The sequence below is a fragment of the Acinetobacter lactucae genome, assembly GCF_001605885.1.
In the GTDB taxonomy this organism is placed as follows: domain Bacteria; phylum Pseudomonadota; class Gammaproteobacteria; order Pseudomonadales; family Moraxellaceae; genus Acinetobacter; species Acinetobacter lactucae.
Window position 1 is genome coordinate 106,208 of sequence record NZ_LRPE01000011.1, and the last position, 20,548, is coordinate 126,755.

The following is a 20,548-nucleotide window of genomic DNA, read 5'->3' on the forward strand; positions in this document are numbered from 1 at the left end:
TAAAATTTCTTTATTTATGATTTTCCCGATTGAGGTCAGCCTGATCAAAAGCAGGGACTTCATCTTTGTCACTAATGCTTGTCACTGCTGTATTATCAGTACTGATTGAATGGCTGCGAGTCGGTTCAAGCATCTGTTCGTTTTGTTCATCCTGAGCACGGTCATAGGCATAAAACAATGCAAATGACAGAATGAAAATCACCACATAAGCTGTGTACCATTTCCAGTGCTGTTTGAGCCGTTGGGTATTGATCTTCATCGGCTACACTCCTAGATAGGCCTTTAATACAGCTCTGGCCTGATTGAGTTGTTGAGCTTGTTGCTCAATAAGCTGCCGTACGGATTCAGGTAAGCTTTGGTATTTATCGGGGTGGAAATCTGCCATCTTTTTGCGGTAAGCAGCTTGCAGGGTTTGTTCACTCAATACGTGAGGTTGAATATCAAGAAGTTGACATGCCTGTCGTTGCTCATCATTCAAATCAGGAGTTCTTTTCTTATTTTGTTCTTCTGCTAAACATTGATAGATAATTTTGACGAGGTCTGGAAAGACTGCCCTAGAGACGTTAGTTACTCGGCATAAATGAGTCATGAACAAATCAGCCTGCTCCTGCTCAACTTGTCCCAGTGCCATGGCATAGACCAGTTGCTCAATCATCTCCCTACGAAAGTTATAGGCAAGACTATCTTTCAGGTCTGCCAGACGATGCAACAAGTCGTCATAATCGAAGCTCATTTGTTCACTCAGTAGTTTCTCGACATACTGATGCACGGTCTGATCATTCAATTTAGTAAAATGATCGGATACAACTTCTTTTGATCTGGCATTCCACTGCCTCGTATTAAAGGTAATAAAATAGGCAAACAGATCAATCACGATCTGCATCTCGGCATCAATTCTTACAACTTTCTGATGAGTGCCTTGTCTACCATGTTGCCCCTGACAACATTCCTTTAGGAAGGCAACTAGGGTTCTCACAACACCTTTATCCAGTTGAGTAAAGTTCAGTTCATTCTGACCATTGATCATAATGGAACTGGTGATCATTCCAATATCAGCCTCTACCCACTGAATATGTTCAAACAGATGGGCTTGTTCATCCTCAAAGCTGGCTTTGTAAAATATCCCTTTTGCCGTGAGGCACATCCCGACTTTGGCACTGCCAAACACCGTGTCATCAATCAACATCAATACATCGTTAGGACTGACGCTATGAGGAAGATAAGTCATAGCACCTTGTAGCTTCTTATTAGGAATGACTGGCGCAAAATAGATATTATCGCTACTTCGTAATAAGGGCACCCACTGACTTTGCTGGATTCGATCCGATATGCTCATCATCATGCCCCTAGAAGAACCAGCGTATAAATATAAAAGGCCAGACTAGAGCACGCCCTAATAGATAAGTACCAGAGTAATGTCCCGGGTATTCCCAAATGCAATACAGCCAGTAACCAATGACAATCGTAAAATAGAAGGTGAAAAATGGATGTTTCATGATCAATATTCCTAAATTGAGTTGCATAACCCCTTCCCGTTGCCCAGACAGGCAACAGGAAATGAGTGATTCAATGATTTGCTTAAGGCTTTAAATATCTGGTGTTAGAGTTTGTCCACGCATTGCTGACCTGACTGATACATCACACGGTCTAGATCATTTGGGAGATAGCTCATACGTTCAATCTGGCGCATGACGGTTTTTCCATAGTGTTCTTCGACCTTGTCATAGACACAGGAACAATAACTACGACTGCCACCCATGTTGTAACAGCCCTGCTTGACTCCCTTTTCAAACTGGGAAGAACAGCCATGTAGAATCAGAACAATGACACCCACCACACCCATCAAAATTTTATTTTTCATCGTTATATCCAGTGACTTGGTCATGGAGCTTAGGCTTTTTTAGGCAATACAAAGCCCTGCCACGGTGTATCTCACATGACATATTTATTAAGTTAAATTTTTAGACGAAAAAAGCTAAAGCTTGAGAAACCAGAGGTTCATCAAACCCTATTAAAAACTAATCAGGGGGTATAAAAAGAATATGCATAGCCAACTCCTTTATCTTGGGAGTTCTGCCAAAGCATTAGAGAATTATGGTGGCAGAACGAAAGAGGGGTTGACGGACTGGTCTCAGAGGCCAGCACACCCAAAGGGTGTCCCCCCTCCCGTTCCACCTTAGAAGGGGGGCACGAGGGGCTAAACACTAAAAGAAAGATCTTTTAATGCTCTGAGATACGGTCCGTCAAAACCGACTGGCAATGTAGGCCAGCATGCAAAGGATAATGCGCAACTTTGAAGGTGTCAATGTTCTATCGACTAAGTCTTAAAGCAATTATTCTTTTTTTTTAATAGATTAAGCAGTGCTGCATTAACTAAAACTATTGTTTTATATGCAAGAAAACTACATAGAATACGACATCTTTTATGAAATATAATTACGTTATTATTGGTCAATATCACTAAATATTGAACGAACACTATTACTATTACTTTCATTCATCATATTTGCTAATGGAACACGCTTAAAGGTACTTTGCTCATCATCATCTGACCGAAATAATTCAACTCGTTCCTTTGCTATAGCTACCTCTTCAGAAAGCTCATCCAAGCGACTTTTAATTCGACGATCATATTCGCTCAAGGATTGAACCTCTTCAAGGAAAGAAGTTATGGGTTCAAACTGATCATCAATATCAGCATCCGGATCCGCATCATCTTCTGTTTCTAAAATTTTGGCTGGTATAGTCTCTTCCAACATAGAAATGATTTTGAGAAACGTTTTAATAAGTTCATAAGGTCTAAAAATAGCCAAAATACTTTCATTAGATAAAAATGATACATCTAGATGAACTCTCGCAGCGTCTTCAAGCTCATCACAAATTTCTTGTCTTATATCTTCATTTAGTAGACCTAAAGAGTGAGCTTTTGCTTTTAATAATATCTCTGCACTTCTTGAAATTCCAGTCCAATAATTCTGACTTCCCTTTCGGTTTAACAAATGCAAATCAAGTTGCAATAAACGTTTTAGGATTTCTAAAGGTATTCTTCGATTCAAGAACTGAAATAATTTTTCATTATTATTTGCTTCATTTGGCGTTTCCAATAAGCGAGCTATTAACTCATCAAAACTTGAAGCAGGAATTAATACAGCATCATTAATTTGCGAAGCACCCTCACACACTACCTCGGCTAATAATGTATCTATTTTAACACCTCGAAGATAAAGATCTACAAGATCAGGCCTTCCGCTAAGTATACTGCTGATTGCATCAGCAAAAGTTGGATGTATAAAAGTCCAATAACGTACTCCTCTTTCCTCTCTTTGCACAATAAAGGAACCATTTAATTGCTCCAAAGCCTGAGCAATAGATGCAACTGATGTAGCATATTTATCGGCTACAAGCTGAATTTCATTTCCCAAAATCAATAATAAACGGGAGCGTGAAAGAAAAACCAATGTCATAGCTGCTTGTTGGGGAATACCAAGTTCTTGAATAGTACCTTTTAGAAAATCTTGAGGGGATTTAATAAAACGGATAAGGTCTTCAGGTAGTTTCCTAATCGCACTTGTATAATGCGGATCCCCCAATCGCCTAGCAATTTCTGGCAGAAGATTAGGTTCTTCAGCTACCACTGAGAGATGTGGTTTAATCAAGGACTTCCAACTCTCTTTCTGTTGACCACCCTTAATATGATTATAGAGAATTTGTTGTCGCTCTTCTGGAGATAATTGCCCAACTCTCACAACTGCTTTTTCATTAACAAACAATTGATGATTTCTAGTACCAAGACGTAATTTTGCCTCATTCCAAATATGTGTTCTAGATGTAAGAATAAAGTGACATCCCTGATCAATTGCCGTCTTCATCTTTGGCATAAATTCAATCCAAGCATCAACATAATCTTCTCTTAATTGATTAGGTCCAAAAGCATCATCCACCCAAAAAAGGCGATTCTGTTCATTAGGATTCCAATGCCGTCCTAACTCTAGAGGTCCATCACATTTAATACAGTCTAAATTATCAGTATCAACAGCCATGGTTGCGAGAATTGCAGCAAGCATAGATTTTCCTATGGCTGGAGCGCCTAATAATAGAACTAGCTTGTGATCACCTAAAATTCGAACAGCTGAACGATGAGCTGCAGTCGGGACATAAACTTGTAAAGATGGTAACAAATGACCTAATAGTGCATGTGTTTGGGTAATTACTCTTTCATCAAGAATACTTGAAAGATCACCTAATCCATAAACTCTAGGAACCAATGCACGTAATCGGGCACTGCCCCGAATTTCAGTTGTTAACCACTCACGACCAAGGACTAAAGGTTGTTCAACACCTTTAGATTTTAGTATTGTTCTAATTTTTGCTGCGACAGGCGCATCAACGCCCATACTAGTAATAAAATAGTACGTACTAGCTCTCCCATCACGCACCAAGGTCTCAACTATTTGCAGTTCAGAAGTGATATCTCCTAGTTTTAATCGCTGATCAGGTTTACTACTAAATTTACATTGAACAGTTGCTTCACAATAGTTCTGATCAGCTGGCAACAAAAAAACAGCATCTTGCCCCCCATCCTGAGCCTCTCGATAAATCGATACAGTACGCCCAATCGACTCAGCACAGATCTGGGCGCATAGGTCTTGAAATGCCTTCCAACCTAAAGTATGCAATGCAAAATCCGGCTGATAGCTAGACTGATATATTGGTTGATTACGCATAAAAGACCTGCCTAATTATTTTCACTTTGAGTTAAAGTATTTTCCTTTGCTAGACTCTGCATATTTAGCGAACAAGTCTTCAATCCTGCTTTAGTAAACCTATACCTCATATAAGATGAAATATCTTCCTCATGTGATGATAAAATAAGTTGGCAATGTCTTAATTCACAACGAAGTAAATCTGTTAATGAAGCTATATTCACCTCATCCAATGATTGAGATGGATCATCTACTAAAATAAGAGGAATACGGGCATAAACTTTATTGAGCGATAAGAAAAAAGCTAAACTTAGAGCTGATACCTGTCCTGAACTCATTGACAAAATAGCATCGTGCTCAGATTTTTCAGCAGTAAGAAATCTTAATTGCTTACCATCTCCACTTTCAATAAATAAACCTAGACCTCGTTGATAGTTTTGAATGAGCCGACCACTATAAATGTGGAATATCAGTTCTATTTCTGAAATGGTATGATCTGCATAGATTCGTTCAACAGTTTCAAGGGTATTACGAAGTATCCTAATCTTTTCACAAGCTCTCTTTGCTGCCTCTTTTTCCTTCTGAATTTTGCGTAATAAATCCAGAGACTGTTGAAGATTTTTATTCTTTGCTTCATTACCTTTAATCCTAATATATGCAGTTTTTTCAATTAGATCTTGTTGCTTAAAGTTGTAAAAATCTTCAATAGTTTTAAAAGTAGTATTGATAATCTGTCGCCAATCATTCGGCAATGCTTCAGTCTCAACTATTTTTTCTTCTCGAATCAAAGTAATAAGGTCAATTAACCGTACATTCACAATTTCAGGATTTTCTGAATACTGGTAATTAAACATTTTACCTTTGGTCTCAAGCCGTTCCGCCAACTTATTAATCCCGACCAAACGAACTCTTTCATTTTCTAAAGCAAGGTGTAAAATTCCATTGTAATTACTCATCAAAGACTCTTCTAGCAACTGTAAATGACTACTAATTAGAGCTAACTCTACATCCATTGAAGCAATCAGACCTACCAGAGTTTTTCCATCAACATCCAATGTATTTGCTATCTTTAATGATCTTTCTTCAATTGCCTCAAGCATAGTTTGATGTAGATGCCAATCAACTCCACAAAGAGGGCACTTTGACTCATTAGGATATAATTTATTATGCTCTTCTAGTAAGTTAGCCTTTAAGCGGATGAGATTTGCCAACACAGTGGCGTTCAAATTATTTTTTTGCTGTAGCTCATTACGTAATACAATTTGCTCCTCAAACCACCTTAGGCGCGCAGTATTCCAACCAGGAAGGGAGCTAGCTTCTTCTAAACTGATAATGATCGAACCACGTTGAATAATAGCCTTATCATGTGTAATCTGAATCAACTCTTTCCGAGTCTTATCTAAAATATCCAGTTTAGTAATATCTCGTCCGAACTTAGCTAAACTCCGTAATAAATCTGAATGCTGCTCTATATATGTTTCAATACGCTCATTATGATATCTAATTTTTACAGCATTCTTGAGAAGCATTAGCTCTTTAAGTTTCTGTACGGACTCTAGATATTGTTCAAAAATCTCTGATGTGTAAATTGGAAAAATATTTTCTTTATCCCAATTTGGCAGTAATTCTGTAGTTGATAACTTTTTATATTCCACACTACCTAAATCAGCTTGAACCATAGATCTAAGAGATTCACATTCTGATATTAACTTTGCTTCTCTAGCCTTACGATCTGGGTCAGTTAAATAGCTCCCAAACTTACGCTCAATGACTTTACAGTTATCAATTTCTGTCGTGATATCAGTGATATTAAATAAATTACCTAAAGCATCTTTTCTTTCATCCACCCTTGTATGCAAGAGTTGATTTTGTCCTTGCTCTAGATAGTTTAAAAAACAAAAATTTTCTCTAAAATTTTTACCGAAAAGCTCTTCAATGTATTCTTCAGTGCGTAAATTCTCTTTAGAGAAATTAGTTGAAGAAAAATCTGGCAATTCAAATAGACTAAATTGAACAAACTTATCCGCTCGATTAAGTGCTTTTTTCTTCAAGGTTTGAGCTGATGCATACCTTGCTAAAGTGACTGTGCGATCAGAATTAAAGAACTCAATTTTGATTATTAAATCTTTCTGACCTGACCTAATGTTCCAAAAAAGATTATCTTCATAATTCTTTTTATGCCTAGTCATAACTTTCGAGAATAAATTACCAATCCTTTTTATTTGTCCTGTAAGTAATAGTTCAATAGCATCAAATGTACTCGTCTTACCAAAACCATTCGGACCATCTAAGATTACTAACGAGGAGTTGTCGAGGTCTAAAGCAATACTCTTGAATGCTTTAAAACTTGAGATTTCAATCTTTGATATTTTCCAGTTCATCGCAAATCATTTCCTTGATTAAATCATCAACATTACTATCTCTAAGCTTTTGTATATTCTCGTACATTTTTAACAGTCCTACTTCACTCACAGCCTCCTCAGCTTGCAAACGAAGTGGTATTAACTCTCTCTTATTAAATGGTAATTCAAGGAAAGGGAGTTTGATGAATAACTTAGCTGCTACACTATAATGAGTAGCAGTTAATGGCTTATCTTTGTATGCATTGAATAATTCTTTATCAGCTATAATCGCTCTTAAAGTTTCATAAGACTGCCCTGATAAAGCAATCTCTTCAGCATCACTATAATAGAGAACATATTTTTTGTAATAATGCGGATCCTCCTCTAAGGCAAATATTTTTTCCTCATAGTTCTTAAATTCAGATAATTGTGGAAAGTGATGAACACAAATTAAATCGCTGTTTTTTTTAAAAGAAGGATCACTTGTAAAGCTTTTCGGAGCCAATTGGTTAATTAGTGCATGCAACTCTTTTGGAGTACAAAGCGTATCAAGTTTATGAAGTATTACGAATCGGATTGCACTACCAACTTCTCTTTTATAAAAATGAGTCTGTTCCGTTTCTAATTCTTTTATAAATTGATGAGCAATTAAAGCTTCATCGACAAGTTTAATAATCATTTAATCGAGCCTCTGCATCTTCTTTAGTAAGGATGCTAATGCATAGCATTTTCGTAATATGGCTATCTGCTTCTTCTTGTTTCTCAGTATTATCAAAATCTGTACTTGCAGTGTATCTAGTTTGGACCAAAAAAGACTCTTTAGCTCTACATGCGATAAGATTGTTATACTCATAAAGTAGTTCAAGTAAATCTTCATTACTACGCATTTCACTTTGAATATCTTGAGAACAGTCAAGATTTTCTTCAACTTCTGGAAGATCAATTGCTGTAGGAATATAAAATTTACTTTTAGTACATAAATAATGCGGTACTTTATCTAATACTGGCTCTATAACTATCGCCTGAATTAACCCCATATACTTTCTAATATCATTTTTTTGAAGGCTATTAAAACGTTCTGAAGGTTTCATTAGTTGACATAGCTGTTTTAACTCATGGGCAGGAGTTATATGAATATATTCATATAGCTTTCGTGCTCGAGCGTATTTTAAATTAGACATGCCAGGAAGAGACTGGTCTAATCTATCTTCGAGATGCTCTTTAAGTCTAAACTTGAGATCAATTGCATAATAATCAGTATCGTTATAAGGATTATTATTAATAAGATCATCTAAAATACTTTGGCCTTTGATCCTATTCAAATATGCAGCTTTACGTTCAGAATCACCATCTACCTGTATTTTTTTATGAATTTCGATAGCTTTAGAGCTAATTTTTTCAGACAGTAAACAATAATTCGTATTTAATAGCTTTTCACTTAATTCAATTTTTTTATCTGCACAGATATTAGCAATTACTAACTTAGTTAATCCCTCGATATCAGCCAAACTACAATACTTTTCACTCTCATATGAATAAAATTTTACTATTTCACCATTACTATCCATATAGTCACTTGTATCTGAAATAGGTATAGATATATGAAAATATCGAATGCACCCTTTAATTCGATCCAACTCTATTTTTGCTGACTTTTCCAATGCCTCTTTATAACTTGAACGATATTTACCTATCTTTGCTTTAACTTGATGAGCACTAGAAAGTAATCCACTCTTATAAACTGCAAAGTCATCAGTACTATCAAGTTGTAATTCAAAATCTACATCTCCGTCCTGTATCAATTTAAGACAATGATATAAAGCAATTTTCCCTTGATATACAAAACCACTCCAAGAAGAAATTGCACTATCTGGATATTGCTCTTCTTCACTCATAGTATCCCCTTCCTTTTATTAAAAAATTTCCCAAAAATACATTTAGAATTATAAATTTCTAACCAATAATTACTGGGGGGTAATAAAATATAAAAATTGATTAGATATACTTTTATAAATTCAAATAATAACGAATTATGATTTACTTTAAAGTAAGTATTATAAAGTATAGGATCATAATAAATATATTGATTAAATCTATGCCTTATACCAAAATTTAGTTGATTCTATCAAAGTAGTATTTTACATTTTCTTCAAGGCGATAACTCACTTTTTAGTTTAGATACATTATATTAAATTTTTTTAGATGAGAAGAAAAACCGTAAAATATTTCTTTTACCCTCGTAGGAAGCATTGACCACCCTCCTACTGCACTCGTATTGAATTATAAAAATTTCTCATAGTCTCTATGATTAACTATTAAACAGACTTGTATGATCCATTTATTCTAACATTCCGTGTCTGTAAACTAATCTAATGCAGAATTTTATTTTCAGGCTAATAAATGAAAAAATCTATCTATAGAAGTTTGGGTGTATCAATTATTTATACTGTGGCAGGCAGTATCGTCTGGGCGATCTTGACTAACTACATCTATCCAGCAATTACTGCTCAAGCTATCAAATTTTCCAGCTCTTTTAATAATAAAGTTTTTATTAATGTTTCTTATCATGACTTAGTTGCTCTGCAGCAATCTACTTACATGACATTAGCTGTTGGCTTCGTCAGTGCATATATAATACTGTTTTCTGCATTTTACTACGCTATGCTCCACTACAGAGAAGAGTATGAAAATTCCAAAAATAAACTATATGATTTCAAAGAAAAAGTTTTTGGTACAGCAGCGAAAGAAGATGACATAACTGAAGAGGATCTTAAACAAAGAATCGAAAACTCAATTAAAGATGCCGAAGAAAATGATAAATTTTATAGAAAGGCGTTTCTGGCTGCTAAATACATTTTACCTCTCTCAATGATTTTCTTTGTATTGTCTTCTGCATACTCAACATTATCAACCAAGTATGTGTATGAATCTATTTCTTATTTTGACTATCTCTCAAAAGTAAATGCAGATAATCTAGATGATCGCATCTGAGCGAGAATATATGACAAGGTTCACACAAATACGCAATAGCCAAGACTACAAGAATATCGTTATAGAGCTTGAGAACCGAGCTTTTTCTTGTGGTCGATCTATTCTTCCTAATCCAACAGTAAGAAAAAATGTAGATATGCGTAAAGATCACCCTGGTATTAAATCAGTATATGCAGGTGAGCGTTAAGAAGTGACTATACAAGCCCTCTGAACTCTCCTCCAAGGAACTTTTTTATGCCATTCGAACAAGATTGGTTAGGGCTATTAAGCAGCCCCTCTCCTAAACTAAATAACCTAATAAGGTTGACGTGATCCCTTTCCATGGAAACGTCTGAAACCATGCGGCCAGATTCTGACATTCATTGAGTCTGCATCTACATTTAAAAAATCTTGATGTAAGAGTCGATCAAAATCACTCACATCATTAAATGCTGCAAACATCTCAGTAAACGGATGGCTATGCTCTGTAATCGCTTCGTTCAAGTTCACCACCATCCCTCGGTACTTCGTTACAAAGTTCCATAATCGGGCGATTTGCATCAATAGCGCAGAATTCTCCTGATAAATATAGCCATTTAGAGTTAATGAGAATAGCATCCCGTACTCCCCACTTTCAGCAAGCTGAACAACGCGCTGATACTGGAAGAGATAATCAAATGGGAAATAGCCATATTGACCCAACAATAGTTCAAACTGGCGCATATCTTTGGCCACATTAAAAATAGAGGTTACAGAGGTATAACCCGGCAAGTACCCTAGAAACAGATTAATCTTGTTTAACGCATGATGATGCTTGGTCGCTTGTTGGTATGCCTTTTGGTAATGCTCAACTCTCTTGGTATACTTAACATTTTTATCTTCAATCATTTCCAGAAAGGATGGTGCAGAAAATATTTTTCGTAATTTAACTAAAATCAGATCGATTAACTGTTCAGCTTCTTGCTGATTCAGAGTGAGATTTAAACCAACCAGATTTAGCTCTCTTTGACTCGCGTGGAAGCACATTCTGAAATAATTTAACCATAGTCCACATTCTATTGTAGGCATCAGGCAAATCTGCGACCAGTCTGAGAAGTACTCTAATAAATGGGAACGCCAGAACGGGGCATCATACTCACCACCGCGTTTAAAGCAAACACTCAAATAGAGTTTATGAATATCCTGTTCCAAACGCGGAGCAACCTGATGTTCATAGTGAGTTAAAGTAATTGGGTGCATGTTTTGACTTCCTGTATTTAAGTTCATAGGAAGTACTGATCAATATTTTTTTATTGTGCTTATCTTTAAATCACTGCAGAAATAATCTTCTGGCCCTTTAACGTTGGGCCAGTTTAGACTCAATCCATTCATTAATTTCAAAGGCGGACCAACCGACTCGTTTTGTAGTGAGTCGAACCTGTTTTGGGAAAGTAGAATCATAATATTCTGATTTAGGGTCTAATAAACTGTAGATCGTGGCACGGCTTAAGCCTGTAAATTCGATGACCTGATGGATGTTGATGATTTTGTTCATCACAAAGATGGTTTGAGTAAAAGACGCATTCATGGGGTTTCCTTTTAAATGATGCGTGCGTTTGTGCACATACCATAGCCGCCCCAATAAAAAATAAATAGGAAACATAGAAACAAACCCAGAAAATTAAACAAGCAAATATAGAAGAGAGCTCAATGGCTCTCTTCTCTACGAATATATCAGTACTTCAAAACGGTAATTTGATATCGTCATCTGCCTCTCGGGATTGACGGAGCATGTACAAACTCGGTGTGAACTGACCATGACTAAATGTTTTCATCCCAAACACTTTTACTCGTAAACGTTGTTCATATTTGGTTGGATCAGCGAGATACAAACCGAGTCGAATCGCATTGTTCACTTTCGCTATATCTTTTCGTTTCACCATTCCCAATCCATCTAAGCCCTTTTCTTTATAAGACTTTCTCTCCTTCGCAGTATGCTTGTTGAACCCCTTCCCAAAAACACCCGTAATTTTCTCCCATAAATCACCGACTAAGTCCGCATGCCACCAATCACCTTCTCTTATTGAGCCGTTATAAATCAGGAGTAAATGGATATGGTAGGCTCCCGTTTCACCGCCCTGCTCTAAAGCCCATGCATAGCCAACCAAATCTTTAAAGCAGGTATCCTTATCTGAAATCCGTTTCCGTAAAGTTTTTAAATGACATTCAACATCTGCAATAGAAAGCTCATCCAAAGACTCTGTATAGTATTTAAGTTCTTCCCGAACCCATAAAGTTTGACGATGCTTTTGGATGATGTTTCTCAGGTATTGTTCTAGTTTGAAACGATTTTCATATTCCTGTTTGTAGAAACGATTCTGATCACGACGCCATGCTACTTGTGGTACATACAAAGCTCTACAAATTTGGATATATTCATCCGTATATGGAATTTCAGTGTGTGGCCAGCCATATTGCTGGTACAGGCGATCTACAACCTCAATGACTCGAATAAATTGATTGACTGGAAACATCAGTTGAAGATTACGTGTGAGGATCTGTTTAAATGCAGGGATCAAATCACATCCTTGCCGTGTATATGCCCGAAGTTTTTGTATAGTACTTCGTTTCGTTTGATCACCTTTCTCTAATACCTGACTCACCTCTATGATCAGGCGTTCTATAGCCATGAGTATCTCTGTTTCATTCAACATGCTGGTCTACCTATTCAGTTAAGCTTCATAGGTAAGTCAGCTCAATTATTTTTTATATTTGACTGTAATCAACGTACTATCAAGTAGCCTGGGCACTACTTGATAGAAGATCCAACTGATTCTCTCTAGGTAATGAACCTATCATATGAATCATAGGCTTGGTGAATCTAGATATGGAAGTGTCTGTAGCAATAGAGATAGCAATTGCCGTAGTAAAAGAGATATAAGTTTGTAGTAGTAATAGATATATATTAATAATATCTTTTACCCACTAAACCAGCTAAAAAATCTCATCGTATTTACGAGAAGCCTATCGATAAAAAACCCTTCTATACCGTGAATTTTTATCGATAAGCCTCAAGCGGAAGTTAAGCCTGTTTTTTTGTCTTTTTTCTGGTTCTTTTTTTGTAGCCAGTTCGCCCGCGAATCAAGCTTTGTTTCTGAAGTATGGCTGTATGCATCCAGTATAAATTACGATGAACCAAGGCAAATAAATGACTTGATGCATAACGTTGAGAATGATGCGTTTTAAGCTTTTGAAAAGGTCCTGCTCCAAAAGACTCAGCGAAATCAATAATTCCGTCCTGAAAGGAAATTTGCTCAACCTTGATCTCATCAATTTTCATAACATCCTTCTTTTTATCCAGACGCAATTCTACCTGATGCATGAGCTCGTCAAACCAGCTTTCTGGCCCCGTTGATTCTATATAATTTTCATCCAGATAAAATGTAATGGTTGCGATGTATTTAATCTTTTGCTCATCTACCTGCTGAAAACTCCAATATCCAATATACCCCATGAGTTCTTGATGAGTTTGGTTAAAATAATCAATGATGTTTTTCAAAAGAGTATCTATTGGTTTTAAAGATTGAGACGTTAAAACGGTAATTGTAAATTGTACATCTCGGTGAAGGTTTGGCTTTTTTTCAATTTTTTTAACATAGCTCTCAACCGCTAGAAATGACCTTTTTTTGACTCGCTCCTGTACCTTTAACCAGTCTTGTAATGATTCTGTATCAAGCTGCTGGCTAGTCAGCAGTGTACTTAATTTGGTAAAGGCAGCATTGGGCATCAAATCTCTATCTACCAACCCTTTTATTTGTTCCAGAAACCTTCTAAGAGGTAAAGTCATGAGTTCCCGGATCTTCTGATGCAATTCATTTTTATATAAGTTAAAAGCATAGACATTGAAATGTTGCTTTGAGGCCATTAAAAAAGCGGCAATGAAACATAGAACTCGTGGGCCAACAAACTCAGAATACCCAAGTAAAATTTCGATATTTTTTTGTTCCTGTGCGTAGTCCCGAATTAATCTACCCCAATCATTTTCGATGATTTCCCGTCCCTCAATCCTCACTGGATCTCTTTTCCAGACAGGCGCTAAAGTCACCGAAATTTCCATTCGCACCATTGCCTGCGCAAAATCTCGAACATTCTGGCTGTATGGCTGGTCAATATATGGAATGTATTCATAACACAATCCAATATCCTTAATATCTTTTTGCAAAGGCTTTAGAACATTTTTTAAATCTAATATTTGTAGTAGAGACGAGCCTTTCTGATGATGCTCCAACTTTCTTTGTTTTCTCGGAGTAACAGCTTTTTTAGGAATTTCTATAGACTTTTTGACAAAGTCATATGGCTCATTTTCAACCCAGAAGACTTGCCCAGAAAATATTTGTAAGAGATAAGGTATGTTGGCAATATAAGCAAGTGATGTTCTCACAAATTGTGCATAACTTTGTGTCTTTTTAGAAATAACACCTGCTTGTAAGGTCCCGGTACGATACAGCTTAAGATTGAGAAGTTCTACCGAATTATCTAAAGATTCAAGTCCCCCAGTACATATTTCGTCCCAAACAATAGCCAAGTTTTTATGTAATTCATCAATCGACAAACTTTTTAAATTTTCAAAAATGAATACACAAAAGTAAAAAAATTGCCCATCAATACCGTATTCAAGTTTATAAAACATTCCTAAATAATGTTCACTATCTTGTATTTCTTTTCTGAATTTTTCAAAGGACCGATTTAAGAATGGGAAGGAACTTATCTCAGGGTGCATGGATACAGATAAATTCACACAGAGTACTTTAACACTGTTTTTTGTCCCCAGCATTTGGTCAAAGACGGTTCGTAATCTCTCTATACGTTGATCACGTGCTTGCCAATGCTCAAAATGAAAATACTGTAAAATACCCAGACTATGCTGTACAAGATACGTTTCCCTTCTCTCAAGCAGACCCTGAGCGACGTCTTCGCTATATACGGAAAAAAAGTCAGAATTTTTAACAATGATTTTGCTGAGCTGAAAAAGTGCCTGGGTAAAATCTGGACACAGTAATATCTGACCATAGCCACCAAGTTGACCAATTAATCTTAGAATAGGCCACTCAGCTCCATTCTGATTTCCAGCAAAACCTCCTCCATCTAATTCAAATATTCCCACCCCAACTTCATATATGTCTTTTAATAAGCTGATCAACTCCTGTTCTTCTTCATATTCTAATTTTCCGCTATAGACTAGTCTTAAGGTTAATTTTTCAAACCTGTCCATAATTCTGAAATAAGCAACCAGAGTGGTAAACTCATCCTGCCCATATCCGGATTCCATTTTAGAAGGTCTAACTTGCGTCCTGTAAAAACTTAACAATGTTCTGAACTCTTGAAGACGTTGCGCTTCCTCTATTTCCGATACTTTCATTATAAGATTCCCCCCTCAAAAGCCCTGTTATATAAGGCCCCCAAAATACACAAATAAAAAATAGCATACTTTTTCAAGACCTATAATTATAAAAATTGCCTTTCAAAACACATTTTCTATATTTTTAGCTAAAAGTTGGATCGCTTTATGAGTATAATCACTCATCGTAGGTGCTAATTTTAAACAGATTTAAACATGGAAAAATTAACTGTACTTCAGCTAAGCAAACGAACTGGGCTCTCCAGAACACAGATTTATTATTTAGAAAAAAATAATAAAATTAATATAATCAATGGAAAAATAGATTTAAATGATGCCATGCCAGCTATTATTGAGTTACTCGATAAAAAAACAAATAAAGATAATGAAGTTAATTTTAAACAGATTTTAAACTTACTTATTTCACAAAATATCTCTCTCCAAGAGCAGTTAGAGAGAGCAAAAGAGCATGAAAAAAATTTGAATGATGAACTTACCTATTATCGTAATGTTTTAAATGAAAAACTAAGTTCAATCGAGAGAATTGTCTTAAAAGCAGACTCAATTAGCGAGCAGCCTATAGCAGGTATTCCATCTCATTTAGAGAGCGGTCAGATAAATGAAATGGCGCTTAAATCAGCAGAAGATAGAAACGAGTCAACTTTAAATATTGCTAAAGAAATTGCCAAACGTTTTATTATCAACCAAACAAATGAGTAAAAATCATATAAGTTACTCAAGATAATTAAGTCCTGTTACAGCCTTCCATATCTACCAGTCAAAGCTAAGAGGATGTAAATAATGACTAGTTGACCTATGCTTACCTCTTATTAATATCCATTTTTTCAGTTATTGTTTTTTGTACAACTGGTTTACCAGTTCGAGCACTCATTTAGAAATCACCATCAAGATACTTTTATGATGTTCCAAAAATCCTAATGTACGCAATCTAGAAAGCATGTGTTTTAACAACGAGTGGTCTTCTAATGCAGCAACTATATCAATATACAGATCAAAATGACCTCAATAAAAAAAACATCATGACTATGAACACTAAGAATAAGATCAAAAAATAAGTGTGCAGTACAATTACATATGAATTTATTATCTATGAAACAATTTAAACTCAATTTATCGATTATCTAAAGCCATCTAAATTATTCTTATTTTGACTATTCCAATCCAAGTTTTAATGTGGGGTAAGATGAGGGGTAAAACAATTGATAAAAAATAAGCCCTTGTAAAAACAAGGGCTTATTCAGAAATTTGGCGGAAGCGGTGAGATTCGAACTCACGGAGGACTCACACCCTCGTCGGTTTTCAAGACCGGTGCATTAAACCGCTCTGCCACGCTTCCATGTGCGTAAGAATACAAAGCTTATTCATTTTATTCAAGAAAAAAATCACCGCTTTGTGTTCAAGTGCATATTGTTTCATCAATTTTACAGTTGGGCAGCCAATTCTGCTCCTTCTTTGATCGCACGCTTAGCATCTAGCTCTGCTGCGAGCTTTGCACCACCAATAATATGATAGTTCGCGATCGTCGACTCACCTTCTTTTGGCATCAAGTCTTTTACCGACGCTTGGCCTGCACACACCACTACCGTGTCTACACGTAAAAGCTGATCTTGACCATTGTGCTCAATCCAAAGCCCTTCGTCGGTAACTGCTTTATATTGCACACCACGCAACATACGGACACCATGTTTTTTAAGCTGTGCACGATGGACCCAACCCGAAGTTTTGCCAAGGCCAATACCGAGTGGTGTTGTTTTACGTTGCAATAAATAAATTTCACGGATTGCTGGTTCAACGACTGGCGGCTGCATTCCACCTTCAGAAATGTAGTTTGGGTCTGGGTCCACACCCCATTCACGTTGCCACTCGGCTAAAGGTTGAGGCTGTGGTTGATGTGGCGGTTTAAGTAAAAACTCAGACACATCAAAACCAATACCACCCGCACCAATCACTGCAACTTTTTGTCCAACTTCTGCCCCTTTTAAAACTTGAGCATAAGAAAGGACTTGTGGTGCATTACTTCCTTCAATTTTTAATGCACGAGGAATTACACCCGTTGCAACAATCACCTCATCAAAACCTTCACGTTCAAGCTGCTCACGGTTCACGCGAGTATTTAAACGTACATCTACCCCTGTTTTTTCGAGTTGGACTTTAAAGTAGCGAATTGTTTCGTGGAATTCTTCTTTACCCGGGACGACCTTGGCAAAGTTAAATTGACCACCTACTTCCGCCGTTGCTTCAAATAAAGTAACCGCATGACCTCGGCTTGCCGCAACGGTTGCTGCGGACATTCCCGCTACACCACCACCTACAACTGCAATTCGTTTAGGCTGTTTGGTTTTTAAATAGACCAGTTCCGTTTCATGGCCTGCACGTGGGTTAACCAAACAGGACACACGCTTATTTTTAAAAGCATGGTCTAAACAAGCTTGGTTACACGCAATACAGGTATTAATTTCATCAACGCGGTTAGTCGCAGTTTTATTTACCCAAAATGCATCGGCCAATAAAGGACGCGCCATTTGAACCATATCTGCTTTGCCAGTTGCCAAAATTTCTTCGGCAGTTTCAGGCATGTTAATTCGGTTTGACGCAATAATCGGTATAGAAATATGCTGTTTTACATGAGCCGTGTAATCGACAAAAGCTGCACGAGGCACAGAGGTTACAATGGTCGGAACACGAGCTTCATGCCAACCAATGCCGGTATTTAATAAAGTGACACCCGCTTTTTCTAAAGCTTTTGCAACAGTCACCACTTCTTGCATAGTGTTGCCGTCATGAACTAAATCGAGCAACGACAAACGGAAACAGATAATAAATTTTTCGCCGACTTTGGCACGAATCGCCTTTACGACTTCGACCGGAAAGCGCATACGGTTTTCAATATTACCGCCCCAACGGTCAGTACGCTGGTTCACATGGCTACTTAAAAACTGGTTAATGAGATAACCTTCCGAGCCCATAATTTCAACGCCGTCATAGCCCGCTTTTTTGGCAATATCAGCACAATGTGCATAGTCATCAATCGTACTTAATATATTTTTATCAGATAGTTCACGCGGTTTAAATGGTGAAATTGGCGATTTGATCGGACTAGAAGACACTGCAAAAGGTTGATAACCATAACGGCCAGCATGCAAAATTTGCATTAAAATTTTTGAACCATGCTTATGCACAGCATGTGTAACCAGACGGTGCTGTGGAATATCGGTTAAACCATTCATGGTTCCACCCATGGGTAGTAGCCAACCTTGACGGTTTGGAGAAATCCCCCCAGTCACAATCAGGCCAACCCCACCTTTTGCACGCTCTTCAAAATAAGCTGCCAGTTTTGGGTAATTGTAAAAACGGTCTTCAAGTCCCGTATGCATGGATCCCATCACCACACGGTTTTTAATGGTGGTAAAGCCTAAATGTAATGGTTTTAATAAATTGGCGTAACTTGTCATGCTGCGTCCCAATAGTTTTTGCAACTTGTTGCATAGTACTTTAATACTTTTTTAATAATTTTGGATGACCATGCAAAGAAATTTATCGGAGCTTATGGTCAATCCATTAATTTAAGAACGATACTTCATTTAACTCTTCTTATTCTATAAATAGCCTTATATTTTTTATCAAATTAAAACTTCAAATCAGATCACGTGAATTAATGCTTTTTTTGCGAAAAAAAGCACCATGAATAGTGCTACAATAGCCGCCATTCAGAATTCTCAAGACCGCCTATATGGGGTCTTTTTCATAAATGTTAGGATTAGCAATGACTGATAATGCAACTATCTTGCAGCATGTACCAGTAGGCAAAAAAGTTGGGATTGCCTTCTCCGGAGGCCTAGACACTTCAGCTGCCTTATTGTGGATGAAACAAAAAGGCGCAGAACCTTATGCATATACTGCAAACTTAGGTCAGCCTGATGAAGATGACTATGACGCAATTCCAAAGAAAGCAGAACAATACGGCGCTGTAAAAGCTCGCTTAATTGACTGCCGCTTACAACTTGCGCTTGAAGGTATTGCTGCAATTCAGTGTGGTGCATTCCATATCAGTACAGGTGGCGTTCCATATTTCAATACGACTCCACTTGGTCGTGCAGTAACAGGTACTATGTTAGTTACTGCAATGAAAGAAGATGACGTAAACATCTGGGGTGACGGTTCAACTTATAAAGGTAACGATATTGAACGTTTCTATCGTTATGGTTTGTTGACCAACCCAAATCTTAAAATTTACAAGCCTTGGTTAGATCAAAACTTCATCGACGAACTCGGTGGCCGTGCTGAAATGTCACAGTTCCTGATCGACAACGGCTTTGACTATAAAATGTCAAAAGAAAAAGCGTACTCAACTGACTCAAACATGTTAGGCGCAACTCACGAAGCAAAAGATCTTGAATACCTAAACGCTGGTATCAAAATCGTTGACCCAATTATGGGCGTTGCTTTCTGGAAAGAAGAAGTTGAAATTACGCCAGAAGAAGTGACTGTACGTTTTGAAGAAGGTGTACCTGTTGCATTAAACGGTCAAACTTTTGACAATCCGGTTGAGCTTATTCTTGAAGCAAACCGTATTGGTGGTCGTCATGGTTTAGGTATGTCTGACCAAATCGAAAACCGTATTATCGAAGCGAAATCTCGCGGTATTTATGAAGCACCGGGTATGGCCCTTCTTCATATTGCTTACGAGCGTTTAGTTACTGGTATTCATAACGAAGATACGATCGAACAATACCGTATTAACGGTTTACGTTTAGGTCGTTTACTTTACCAAGGCCGCTGGTTCGACTCTCAAGCGCTTATGTTGCGTGAAACTGCACAGCGTTGGGTGGCTAAAGCAATTACTGGTGAAGTGACGCTTGAACTTCGTCGTGGTAATGACTACACCATTATGAACACTGAATCTCCAAACTTAACGTATGAAGCTGAACGTTTAACAATGGAAAAAGGTGATTCAATGTTTACGCCAATGGACCGTATTGGTCAGTTGACTATGCGTAACCTCGACATTACCGATACACGTGCGAAACTTGGTATCTATACTGATGCTGGTTTGCTTTCAATCGGTCAAGGTTCTGCTGTACCACAACTCGATAGCAAGAAAAAATAATTTTCTTACTTAATAAAAAAGCCACCGA

The 20,548-nt window shown here is 37.1% G+C and carries 17 protein-coding genes and 1 tRNA gene; 4 read left to right on the top strand and 14 right to left on the bottom strand.

The genetic code is table 11. The annotated features are described in order from the left end of the window. Window positions 1–10: 10 nt before the first annotated feature. From AWW73_RS05945 to AWW73_RS05975, 8 genes are all read right to left on the bottom strand, one after another. Window positions 11–259: a hypothetical protein gene (locus AWW73_RS05945; RefSeq protein ID WP_062849074.1), complete on the bottom strand. Its 249-nt coding sequence runs from the start codon at window positions 257–259 to the stop codon at window positions 11–13. 3 nt (window positions 260–262) lie between these two features. After that, on the bottom strand, window positions 263–1,336 hold the full coding sequence (locus AWW73_RS05950) for a co-chaperone DjlA (protein ID WP_062849075.1): 1,074 nt from the start codon (window positions 1,334–1,336) through the stop codon (window positions 263–265). A 10-nt stretch (window positions 1,337–1,346) separates the two neighbouring features. After that, on the bottom strand, window positions 1,347–1,496 hold the full coding sequence (locus AWW73_RS19015; RefSeq protein ID WP_171254638.1) for a hypothetical protein: 150 nt from the start codon (window positions 1,494–1,496) through the stop codon (window positions 1,347–1,349). Window positions 1,497–1,600: 104 nt separating this feature from the next. Further along, window positions 1,601–1,861, bottom strand: a complete 261-nt coding sequence (locus AWW73_RS05955; protein ID WP_062849076.1) for a hypothetical protein — start codon at window positions 1,859–1,861, stop codon at window positions 1,601–1,603. Window positions 1,862–2,444: 583 nt separating this feature from the next. Next, complete coding sequence (locus AWW73_RS05960; protein ID WP_062849077.1) at window positions 2,445–4,724, bottom strand: nSTAND3 domain-containing NTPase; 2,280 nt, start codon at window positions 4,722–4,724, stop codon at window positions 2,445–2,447. An 11-nt stretch (window positions 4,725–4,735) separates the two neighbouring features. Continuing rightward, a complete protein-coding gene (locus tag AWW73_RS05965; protein ID WP_062849078.1) occupies window positions 4,736–7,084 on the bottom strand; it encodes an AAA family ATPase in 2,349 nt (782 codons plus the stop codon). Further along, window positions 7,059–7,724 carry an ABC-three component system middle component 1 gene (locus tag AWW73_RS05970; protein ID WP_062849079.1) on the bottom strand — a complete coding sequence of 222 codons (666 nt, stop codon included), beginning with the start codon at window positions 7,722–7,724 and terminating at the stop codon, window positions 7,059–7,061. The genes AWW73_RS05965 and AWW73_RS05970 overlap by 26 nt, the downstream gene beginning before the upstream one ends. After that, window positions 7,714–8,940 carry an ABC-three component system protein gene (locus tag AWW73_RS05975; RefSeq protein WP_062849080.1) on the bottom strand — a complete coding sequence of 409 codons (1,227 nt, stop codon included), beginning with the start codon at window positions 8,938–8,940 and terminating at the stop codon, window positions 7,714–7,716. Before AWW73_RS05975 ends, AWW73_RS05970 begins: the two co-directional genes overlap by 11 nt. 505 nt (window positions 8,941–9,445) lie before the next feature. Here AWW73_RS05975 and AWW73_RS05980 point away from each other — a divergent pair. Then, window positions 9,446–10,036 (top strand): hypothetical protein, encoded by a 591-nt coding sequence (locus tag AWW73_RS05980; RefSeq protein WP_062849081.1) that lies wholly within the window; start codon window positions 9,446–9,448, stop codon window positions 10,034–10,036. 10 nt (window positions 10,037–10,046) lie between these two features. Beyond that, a complete protein-coding gene (locus tag AWW73_RS19020; protein WP_171254639.1) occupies window positions 10,047–10,223 on the top strand; it encodes a hypothetical protein in 177 nt (58 codons plus the stop codon). A 107-nt stretch (window positions 10,224–10,330) separates the two neighbouring features. Here AWW73_RS19020 and AWW73_RS05985 read toward each other — a convergent pair whose 3' ends face one another. The 4 genes from AWW73_RS05985 to AWW73_RS06000 form a co-directional block, all read right to left on the bottom strand. After that, entirely contained in the window at window positions 10,331–11,254 is a 924-nt protein-coding gene (locus AWW73_RS05985; RefSeq protein WP_062849082.1) for a hypothetical protein, read from the bottom strand. Window positions 11,255–11,351: 97 nt separating this feature from the next. Beyond that, window positions 11,352–11,582, bottom strand: coding sequence for a helix-turn-helix transcriptional regulator (locus tag AWW73_RS05990; RefSeq protein ID WP_062849083.1), 231 nt, complete (start codon window positions 11,580–11,582; stop codon window positions 11,352–11,354). A gap of 154 nt (window positions 11,583–11,736) precedes the next feature. Next, the gene (locus tag AWW73_RS05995; RefSeq protein ID WP_062849084.1) at window positions 11,737–12,708 is read right to left on the bottom strand and encodes an inovirus-type Gp2 protein; all 972 of its coding nucleotides are present in this window, start codon (window positions 12,706–12,708) and stop codon (window positions 11,737–11,739) included. Between the two features lie 368 nt (window positions 12,709–13,076). Next, window positions 13,077–15,413: a hypothetical protein gene (locus tag AWW73_RS06000; protein ID WP_062849085.1), complete on the bottom strand. Its 2,337-nt coding sequence runs from the start codon at window positions 15,411–15,413 to the stop codon at window positions 13,077–13,079. Between the two features lie 195 nt (window positions 15,414–15,608). Between AWW73_RS06000 and AWW73_RS19150 the strand changes: the two genes are divergently transcribed. Continuing rightward, on the top strand, window positions 15,609–16,112 hold the full coding sequence (locus AWW73_RS19150) for a hypothetical protein (protein WP_240491651.1): 504 nt from the start codon (window positions 15,609–15,611) through the stop codon (window positions 16,110–16,112). A 547-nt stretch (window positions 16,113–16,659) separates the two neighbouring features. On the opposite strand, the gene AWW73_RS06010 is transcribed toward AWW73_RS19150, so the two are convergent. Continuing rightward, a tRNA-Ser gene (locus AWW73_RS06010) sits at window positions 16,660–16,749 on the bottom strand. A gap of 85 nt (window positions 16,750–16,834) precedes the next feature. Beyond that, window positions 16,835–18,865, bottom strand: coding sequence for an NADPH-dependent 2,4-dienoyl-CoA reductase (locus tag AWW73_RS06015; protein ID WP_062849086.1), 2,031 nt, complete (start codon window positions 18,863–18,865; stop codon window positions 16,835–16,837). A gap of 296 nt (window positions 18,866–19,161) precedes the next feature. Here AWW73_RS06015 and argG point away from each other — a divergent pair, with 296 nt between their 5' ends. After that, window positions 19,162–20,520 carry an argininosuccinate synthase gene (gene argG / locus AWW73_RS06020; protein WP_079748292.1) on the top strand — a complete coding sequence of 453 codons (1,359 nt, stop codon included), beginning with the start codon at window positions 19,162–19,164 and terminating at the stop codon, window positions 20,518–20,520. Window positions 20,521–20,548 lie beyond the last annotated feature (28 nt).